General features: G+C 37.6%; 4 protein-coding genes. All 4 read right to left on the bottom strand.

Annotated elements, in window-relative coordinates; all coding sequences use genetic code 11:
- Positions 1–1216 (bottom strand): DUF7507 domain-containing protein (locus U5A88_RS15870; RefSeq protein ID WP_451963459.1); only part of this gene is annotated, 1216 nt, incomplete at its 3' end.
- On the bottom strand, positions 1213–1617 hold the full coding sequence (locus U5A88_RS15865) for a hypothetical protein (protein ID WP_354208099.1): 405 nt from the start codon (positions 1615–1617) through the stop codon (positions 1213–1215). The genes U5A88_RS15865 and U5A88_RS15870, both read right to left, overlap by 4 nt.
- A gap of 5 nt (positions 1618–1622) precedes the next feature.
- Complete coding sequence (locus U5A88_RS15860) at positions 1623–6299, bottom strand: FG-GAP-like repeat-containing protein (RefSeq protein WP_354208097.1); 4677 nt, start codon at positions 6297–6299, stop codon at positions 1623–1625.
- Positions 6300–6758: 459 nt separating this feature from the next.
- A partial coding sequence (locus U5A88_RS15855) for an Ig-like domain-containing protein (protein WP_451963457.1) occupies positions 6759–7955 on the bottom strand: 1197 nt, incomplete at its 5' end.

Raw genomic sequence — 7955 nt, 5'->3', positions numbered from 1 at the left:
AGGCATTAATTGTTACCGATGTAGTAGTTGTATTTGGACAAGTACCATCTGTAAAACTATATGTAACCGTATACGTACCTGGTGTACTTGTTGCTAAATTGATTGCTCCTGTAGTTCCATTAACTACTAAGCCTGCTGTACTACTATACGTTCCGCCCGCTTGACCTGTTTGAGTAACAGATGCTGTACCCGTAGCACAATAAGGCGTACCTGCATATGAAATTGTGGCTGTTGGTAAGGCATTAATTGTTACCGATGTAGTAGTTGTATTTGGACAAGTACCATCTGTAAAACTATATGTAACCGTATACGTACCTGGTGTACTTGTTGCTAAATTGATTGCTCCTGTAGTTCCATTAATTACTAAACCTGCTGTACTACTATACGTTCCGCCCGCTTGACCTGTTTGAGTAACAGATGCTGTACCCGTAGCACAATAAGGCGTACCTGCATACGAAATTGTGGCTGTTGGTAAGGCATTAATTGTTAAAGTTACTGCTGTTCTTGTTTCGCTAGAACAACTAGTAGCAGGGTCAGTTTGTTCAGCATAATAGGTTACCGAACCAACACCTGTTTGCGTAGGGTTGGCTACTGTGCTTCCTCCAACGATGGCATCATACCATACCACATCTGTTGTTGACACCAACGCATCATTTGCATTTAAAGTTTGACCGGAATCACATTCCGCAATATCTCCATTACTTACTGGAGCTACAACCGTACTTTTAACTGTAATGGTAACCTCATCATAATCATCTTCATAAATTGTAACTGTTCTAACCGCAGTAAAATTAGCTACTCCCGTTTCAGCTGTAGTTACTGTTGCTGTATTAACTAAATCAGATCCAGCGGTTATATTTGGTGCTGTAACTGTATATGAAGTGGTATAGGTCCAAATTTCACCAACATTTAATACATTATTAGTAGAAATACTTTCTGTTGGGCCTGTAAGGGTTAACCCTGTTCCGTTCAATACATCAGAAATAGTCACACCTGTTAAGTCTTGGTCACCATTATTGAACAGCTCTATCCTGTAATTTAGTACAGTTCCTGCTTCCGAGACTCCAGTGTTACCAATAGTCTCAACATTAGTAATTGTAAGAGAAGGGGTTTGTGCATTAGCATTAAACACCAAAAATCCTAATAAAATAAGGACTACAAATCTTCTAAAGCTATTCATTGATATTTGGTTAATATGTTGGTAGTGTTGTTTCATTTAGTTTTACTTAAAACCATGTTTAGGGGTTGAGTCTCAGTTTTTACATTTTTAATAGTCAACATACCATAGGTATAACCAATACATAGGTTAGTTAAGTGATTAAAAGTTTCAATTTTAGAGCTTAAATAAACTAATTTCCTTGGTTTGGTTTTGTCTATAACGTCAATATTTACGATTCCTTGTGTTGATATATATGCTAATTCCAATTTTGGAATAAATGGAAAGCGTAAATTCACTAATATTTTATTTAAAAAATAAAAATTTATATGATGACCTTTTTGCATTTTTTGCACTTTTTTCAAAACACCTCCTTGATTCAGCTGAAAACTGAAAATCATAGTCAACGCTCTCTTTATATAAAACAACTTAACGTTATATTTTACTACTTGTTTCGTCATATATTTTATTGACCATTATTTGGTGTTGAATCAGGGTCAGATACTGAACTATTTGTAATTTCAGCTTGATTGACAAATTCACCACAAACATCTACTGTTACGGTATATTGCAATGTTATTGAGTCTCCATTAGGTAATATAAATGCTCCTAAATCCCAATTCAAAGCTCTTGCTCCAGCATTAAATGTTACAGTACCTTGACTTGTAGAATAATTCGCTGGGATATGTGTATAGGTAAAATCTGTTGGTATAATATCACTTACTTCAATTGAACTTGCTGGTCCAGATCCATTGTTTGTAATTGTAATAGTAAAGGTGATATTATCTCCTTCATCAGGATTACTATTGTTTACTGTTTTTGTTAAACTTAAATCGGCAATAGTTATGGCATCTCTAAAATCTACATCACCGCCCGTAGTGGCATCATTATCAACATCTGGTAAAATAACTGGATTTGTTAGTGGGTCATCAATGGTTCCTCCTGAATCTGCATACCCCACTGTTGCATCAGTATTATCATCCAAACCATCACCATCTGCATCATTATTAGCTAATGTTATTCCTGCTTCAGTTGTATCATTTGCTCCTTCATTATCTGAATCTAAATCTAAATAATCAGGGTTATCAGCACCATCTGTATTGGTAGGGGTAAGACCGCCAGGTAAATAAGCAGAGTTTAATCCATTATTCGCTGTATAAGTAGCTTGACTATCAGCATTCGGTGCGACATACCCAATGGTGGTCTGTGCTTCAACATTATCTGGGATTCCATCTCCATCTGAATCTAAATCTAATAAACCGTATAATCCATCACCATCTAGGTCAGAACATCCATAAAGCTGAAAGTTGGTGGAAGGTGTACTCGAGGTCGTTATATCATTAAAGTCTATGGTAACTTGTAACGAAGGTCTAGTGGTTCTTATGTCATAAGTCGCAAAAGGTCCTGCACCTCCACTTCCCGTAGTTGCATCTCCAGTAATCCTAATCTCATTTCCTGTAATTGTGATTATTGCGTTGGAAGAGGATAAGACTACCCAAGAAGTTCCGACTGGACCATTAGAAACGGTAAAAACTATTTCATTTGTTTGATCTATATTCGAATCGGCCTGTCCAGAATAACGCATATTTAGACTTGGGCTTTTATTCTCAGTAAAAATAGATGATAGATCTGTAGATAATGTAACAGGTGGACATTCTACACTGTCCAAAATTCCATCATTGTCTGTATCGTAGTCAATAGAATCGTCAACACAATCATTGTCCGTATCATTTAAAACACTAAATGATTCAGATGTTTCAGTATCACAACCATAAGTAACTTCTACCTGATATTCTCCAGGAGCATCAGGATCTAAAGTAGTGCCTGTCTCTCCGGGAAGAGCGACACCATCTAAAAGCCATTGATAAGAATTCGCCCCAAAAGCACTAACTTGTAATTCTACATTAGAAAAACAGGTTTGGGTAATATCTACCACGGTAATTACTGGCTCTGGTCTTAACTGATAGGCCGGAATATTTGGTAAGCCTGAACGTGACATTGCACCACCTGTAAATGTAATTTGGTCGGCAACAGCATTAGCCGCAGCTCCAGCATTATTCGGATTATTAATTACGGCTAGACCATTTCTGGGATTATTACCTACCACAGAGGTGGCCATATAAATCTTATTATCAGGGGCAACTTGTAAGGCAGCGAAAAGATGATTTGCTGAGAGTATAGCTACTCCACTCGCTCCAATTGTAGCTCCAGTTGTATTGTTTAAAATGTCATATTGCATGATGCGTCCCGGAGCAGATGCCCAACCCATATCAGTTACATACAAATAATCTCCGCTCGGTGAAAATTCGACCCCGTAAGGTTCGTCTAATGCCCATGATTGGAGATTTGAAAATTGTCCCGTATTATTGTTAAAATCCACCAATTGAACTTGATAGCTTGCAAAAGATGTTGGATAACAAGTGATAGCTAATCTTGAACCGTCTGGTGAAAATTTCATTTGGCCATATCTTCTACCGGGTGAAGGAACATTAGTAGTTACCGCTGCCCCTAATCCACCCGCCGTTAATAAGCGAGCAAATATGCTATTTTGATTGACCAATACTACCCAAATATCAGTGCCATTGGCGTGTGGCCAAGCCGCAATTTTTTCGCCACCAACAGCTTGAATTCCTGTGTTTTTGGTAACTACATCACCTAGTCCTCCGTTTAACGTCATGTCAATGGTTGCATAATAGGATTGAGTTCCTGCATTATTGATATAAAATACATAATATCTATTGGCATTACCGGGATCTTTAACAATGACCCCAGATTGCGTGGCACTGGGTCCTCCAGAAAGTCCTCCCCCGTTGGGCATTATTTGATGATTTCTATTATAAACAGTCGTCCCGTCTGTATAGAATAATAAGTTTCCTTGTTCGTCTGATCTAACTGAACAGCCTTCTTCAGCATTCATTAAAGGAGAAGGAACTTGTATTGGTCCAACCGCATTTTCAAAATCAAGACCCGCATTTTGTCCAAAATACCAATCGTATCCGTTTCCTTTTAAATTACAATCCGGATCGTCACAATCTACCAATCCATCTCCATCATCATCAACACCATTGGTACAATCCTCAGGTGTTGGTGGATTAATTGTAACCGTAGCAGTATCCGTTTTTCCGGCACCAGGACAAAGTGTAACAATGGCATCGGTAATGGTATAATCAAATGTGGTTCCTGCAAACGCAGTTCCCGCAGTATAAGTAAAAGTTACCAAGCCAAGATCTGCATCATCAATTACAACAGAACCAACAGCTGGTTGTACGACGCTTTGGATAAAGAAATTATCTCCATCAGGTTCAGAATCATTATCAAATAGGGATAATTGAACTGATATATTATAGTTAGTTGTTAAGTTCTCAGTATCCGCAACAGCTATTGGTGCACTAGGGTTTTGTAAAGATTCTGCATCGGTTGTAGTAAGGGTATAGTGGTTAGTTCCCGCAATTGTACTAGGTTGAGCTATACCTGTGGCGATTAATCTAGTAATACCAGATGCCGCTGCATTATATAAATTTGGATAGTGTACCTCAATCAAATAAGTTTGGCCTTCACCCAAAGGTAATCCAAAATGAACTTCGGGCGATTGCTGAGTTCCATGCCCAAAGACACCATTGACCTGTCGTAAACCACTAACAATATTTCCGTCACAATCTCTAATTAAAACATTAGTTCCAATTGCCGTTCTACCCGGAAATCCACCCGTGGTTCCATCTGGGTTTCTATCTTCTGATACATCTACTATTAAATGATTATTTCTGTTTGCTGCGGGTAGATTATTAATATATAATCTGTTAGTACCGCTAATGTTCATATAAATATCTAAATCACCATCATCATCTATATCTACCATGGTAGTTCCTTCTCCATTTGCCCCAGAATTGAATGTTTGAGCATCTAACGAAAATGTCATAGCGGCACCGCTTCCTACAGTTCCTGGAGCAGGAGTTGGACTATTCAATTGATTAATGAATAAGTAACTTCGACTATTACCAACAAGAATAATATCAATGTCACCATCATTATCTATGTCTCCACCTGCCAAGGCATCGATTACGGCCGTTGATCTATCATCTGCAACACCCGGTGTACTAAAATTAATATCTGCAGGTTGAGGTAACCCAGGAAACACTGCTGCTCCTAATGCTGTCCAAATCCCTGGCCCATCATTTCTATAAATTTGCGTTAGTCCATTTTCTGTCCAAACAGCATCTAAATCTCCATCATTATCTAAATCCCACAAACCATTTGCACCTTTATTATCATTAGAAGCCTCTCCTAAATCTGCTCCATTTACGTTATCAAAAACACCCCCAAGATTTAAAAAGAAATCTTTCTCATCACGCTTACGCATAAAAATATCAACCCATCCATCATCGTTAACATCAGCAGCGGTTCCATAGTCTCCATCTACTGCATACTGGTTTAAACCAAAATCTACATTGGGAGAGCCGTTACTTGTTGTAATATGGGTGTATAATGAAGCTGGAGCTGGATTTACAATTGTATGTGTAGTATGGTCTATGTAATTATTTCTTAACAACTCAATACCGTAATCATGACTATCAAAAAAGATATCTAAATCACCATCACCTTCAAAATCGAAAAAACCCGCTCCTTCAGTATTTAAAGGGTTGATTGTAATTGTGGCACTAGCATTTTCTCCAACTGTAATTGGAGCCGTAGAACCAATTGTACCATCTCCAAAGGTTCCATCAGCGTTTTGAATAAAAATTTGAATTGCTACTGTTCCTGAAGTTGTACCATATGAATTCATCATGAAGTCGGGACGTCCGTCATTGTTTAAATCTCCCCAGGCGGCCTGTCTTTCGGCTCGACGATTCAACATACCAGGAACTAAGGTGGGTTGAACATTCGTAAAATCATTTGTCCCTGCACCGATACGATTATTCCTTAATAAATAATTTCGTTGAGATGTGCTATTGATTAAAACTAAAACATCTAAATCACCATCTCCATCATAATCGGCCCATGCGTGGCCACCATCTTTTGTACCTCCTATGTTTAATCCATAGGCAGCTCCGCTTTCGGTAAAAGTAGTCTGGGCTACTGAGGGGAAAGATAATAATAACGCAAGGGCTATTATATGTGCATTTAATTCTTCTCTTAGCTTGGTCAAAATTGATTTATTTACTATTATCTAATTTTTATTTATATAAATAACTGTTCTTAAATAGTTAAACAACTTACCATAGAAAAACCCTACTCTGCATATTAATCATAGTAAGGTTACAAGTTACTCTAACATCTTAAGCTCAATCTTTATTAATGAAATAATAATTTCTGAAAAAAGACTAACTCCGATAAATTCTTTTAATTCTCCACTTATTACTAAAACAAATATATGTACCTGAACTTAAAATGTTAACATTATGTTTATAACCTAAAATAATTGTTAACAACTTCGATGGTTATTGTTAATAGCAAAAACGTATGTAGTTGATTTTTATTGTATTGTGTATTTTTTATAAAATTGATAGTTTTATTGAAAAAATTGTTAATATCGTATTGTAGCTAATGATGGGTGTTTAGCGTAAAAAATAATACTATAGTAGTTTATTTTTAAAGCTTTAAACCTTTAATTTCCATTATTGGGAGTAGAATCGGGATCAGATTGAGAGCTTTGAATAATTTCCACTTGGTTTTTAAACTCTCCACATACGTCAACCGTAACTGTATAAGTTAATGTTATACTACTTCCATTAGTTAAAACGTAAGCACCTAAATCCCAAGTTAAAGCACCGGTACCAGCATTAAAAGTTACTGTACCTTGACTTGTTACAAAATTAGGATGTGTATAGGTAAAATCACCTGGAATAATATCTCTAACTATAATCGTGTTAGCATCAGATGGACCGTCGTTTCTTAACGTAATTGTGAAAGTAATGTTATCACCTACATCTGGTGTTGAGTTGTCAACAGTCTTCCTTAAACTTAAATCAGCATCACAATCTTGAATGGTTAAAGTGACGGCTGTTCTCGTAGCACTCTCACAGTTTGTGGTATTATCAGTACTCCCTGCATAATAAGTAACTGTTCCTATTGTACTTAAAGTTGGTGTTGCAACAACATTTCCTCCCGTAGCTGCGTCATACCATACAACGCTTGATCCTCCTGGAGCAGTTGCTGTAGAGGTAAGCGTTTGTGCTGGAATTGCAGCACATTCAGTTTGATTTCCACCACTTACTGGAGCCGTTGGTAAAGCATTCTCTGTTACTGTGACTGCCGTTCTGGTTGCACTTACACAATTTGTTGTGGTATTTCTTGCTTCTGCATAATAAGTACCTGCTGAGCCTGGGGTATAACTCGTACCTGTATCTAATGCTGTTCCTCCTGTTGCGGCTACATACCAATCTACCGTTTCGCCCGCTCCTACACTTGCTGTTAAGGTTGGAATCGCATCGCCTGTACAATATTCTTGATTACCACCACTTGTAGGAGCAGTTACCACTGGACAACTACAATTTGGTGCAGTAATAGCTAAAGTATTTGTACAAGTATCTGCATCTTCCGCGGTGAGTGTAATATTAGTTCCTGCACTTATATTAGTTATGATCCATATATTACCAGAAGTATTTGTAACTGTTCCAGAAGTACTTGTAACTGTTCCACTACTTACCGTGACTTCCACAGAATAAGTTAATAAGTCTAACGAACATGTAGGCCCGTTAGATATGCTTATTGTTGGGGCTTGTTCGGTGACCGTAACTGTAGCGGTATCGTTTCCTGTACATGGTGCTGTCGCAGCTACCGTATAGGTATAAACCAATCCTAC

The sequence above is a fragment of the Aureibaculum sp. 2308TA14-22 genome (assembly GCF_040538665.1).
Classification (GTDB): Bacteria; Bacteroidota; Bacteroidia; order Flavobacteriales; family Flavobacteriaceae; genus Aureibaculum.
Note: the sequence above shows the minus strand (reverse complement) of the source record. Positions and strands in the feature narration are given on the sequence as shown.